Annotated in this window: 3 protein-coding genes; all 3 read left to right on the forward strand. The window is 60.0% G+C overall.

The features are described 5' to 3' along the window. Positions 1-372: cupin domain-containing protein (locus MXAZACID_RS01675; RefSeq protein ID WP_008492285.1), on the forward strand; the 372-nt coding region annotated here is incomplete at its 5' end. Between the two features lie 86 nt (positions 373-458). Beyond that, positions 459-728, forward strand: a complete 270-nt coding sequence (rpsT, locus tag MXAZACID_RS01680) for a 30S ribosomal protein S20 (RefSeq protein ID WP_008492286.1) — start codon at positions 459-461, stop codon at positions 726-728. Between the two features lie 381 nt (positions 729-1,109). Then, a partial coding sequence (locus MXAZACID_RS01685; protein WP_008492287.1) for a DnaA N-terminal domain-containing protein occupies positions 1,110-1,434 on the forward strand: 325 nt, incomplete at its 3' end.

Below are 1,434 nucleotides of genomic sequence, written 5' to 3' on the forward strand. Positions count from 1 at the left end.
GGGCCCGGCGGCCTTGGGGGCGCAGCCATGAGCCGGCTGGTGCAGCTGCCGCCCGCCGGGGTGGCGGAATGGAGTCCGATCGCGCCGGAAAAAGTGATTTCCGGCGAACCGGTGGCGCGAACGATCGTGCTGTATGAGAACCCAGCACGCGGACTCGCCGCCGGGGAATGGGAAGCCAGCCCCGGCAAATGGCGGATCGCCTATACCGAGTGGGAATATATGGAGATCATCTCCGGCGCCTGCGTGGTGGAGGGCGATGATGGCCGGCGGATCGAGGCGGGGCCTGGGGATAAATTCGTGATCGAGCCCGGCTTCACCGGTACCTGGGAGGTGCTCTCGGCGCTGCGCAAGAGCTGGGTGATCCAGGAATAGCTGAAATTAGCGGAAGTGCTTGACGCGGCGCCTTGGGCGGTCTAGACGGCGCGCTCCATTACACACACCTTTTTTGTTCGGATAACATGGCCAATATCGCATCTGCCCAGAAACGCATCCGCCAGACGCTGAAGCGCACGGCGCGCAACAAGGCGCGCAAGTCCCGCGTCCACACCTTCATCCGCAAGGTTGAAGAGGCCGTGGCGGCTGGCGACAAGGCAGCCGCGCAGGCCGCGTTGATCGCTGCCCAGCCGGAGCTACAGCGCGCGGCTGGTAAGGGCGTGCTGAAGGCGAATGCGGTTGCCCGCAAGATCTCCCGCCTGTCGGCCAGCGTGAAGGCCGTCGCCGCCGCTTAATGCGCCGGTTGGGATAATCCTCCGGGTTGTCCCAAAAAATATACGTTTTTGAACCGCCGTCATCTTGTTGTAATGGCAAGATACGGCGGTTTTCTATTCTTGGTTGCAAGTCCAGGCTTTTGCTATGGCAAGTAGGTAGGCGCAAAGAAAGTTTTTTATTTGTAGTCTTTTGAATTTAAACGTTTTTTACGAAGTGTCAGCAGCTTGTTCGCAAAGCTGTCGCATTTGTCGGCTTGCTTCGGCGAGGCGTTTAGACCTAATGTCCAAGCCTCAATTGACTGTTCAGGACTGTCTCATTTCTGAGAAGGCGCCCTTTTCCCAAGGGTTTGCTTTGCGGAATCGGTCCTTTGCGGCGCTGTGTTCGGGGTTAGGCAAAGCAGAATGGGTATCAACCTAGAGATCAATTCCTCTGGTCAGGGCGGCGCTGCGCTGCAAACCTCCATGATATGGAATGAAGAGGCACGGCTGGCTGAGCAATGGGGCCGCGTGCGCGCCCGGCTGCAGGCGGAAGTGGGTGAGGTCGAATATCGCACCTGGCTGAAGCAGGTGAGCTTTGGCGGTGTTGCCGGCGACGAGGCGGTGGTGCTGCTGCCGACCCGCTTCCTGCGCGACTGGGTGAACAAGGAATATGGCGAGCTGATCGCCTCCTTCTGGCAGGCTGAGAATCCGGGCGTGAAGCGGGTTGAGTTCCGCACTGGCGCGCCCT

This window comes from Acidocella sp. MX-AZ02 (assembly GCF_000306035.1).
In the GTDB taxonomy this organism is placed as follows: domain Bacteria; phylum Pseudomonadota; class Alphaproteobacteria; order Acetobacterales; family Acetobacteraceae; genus Acidocella; species Acidocella facilis.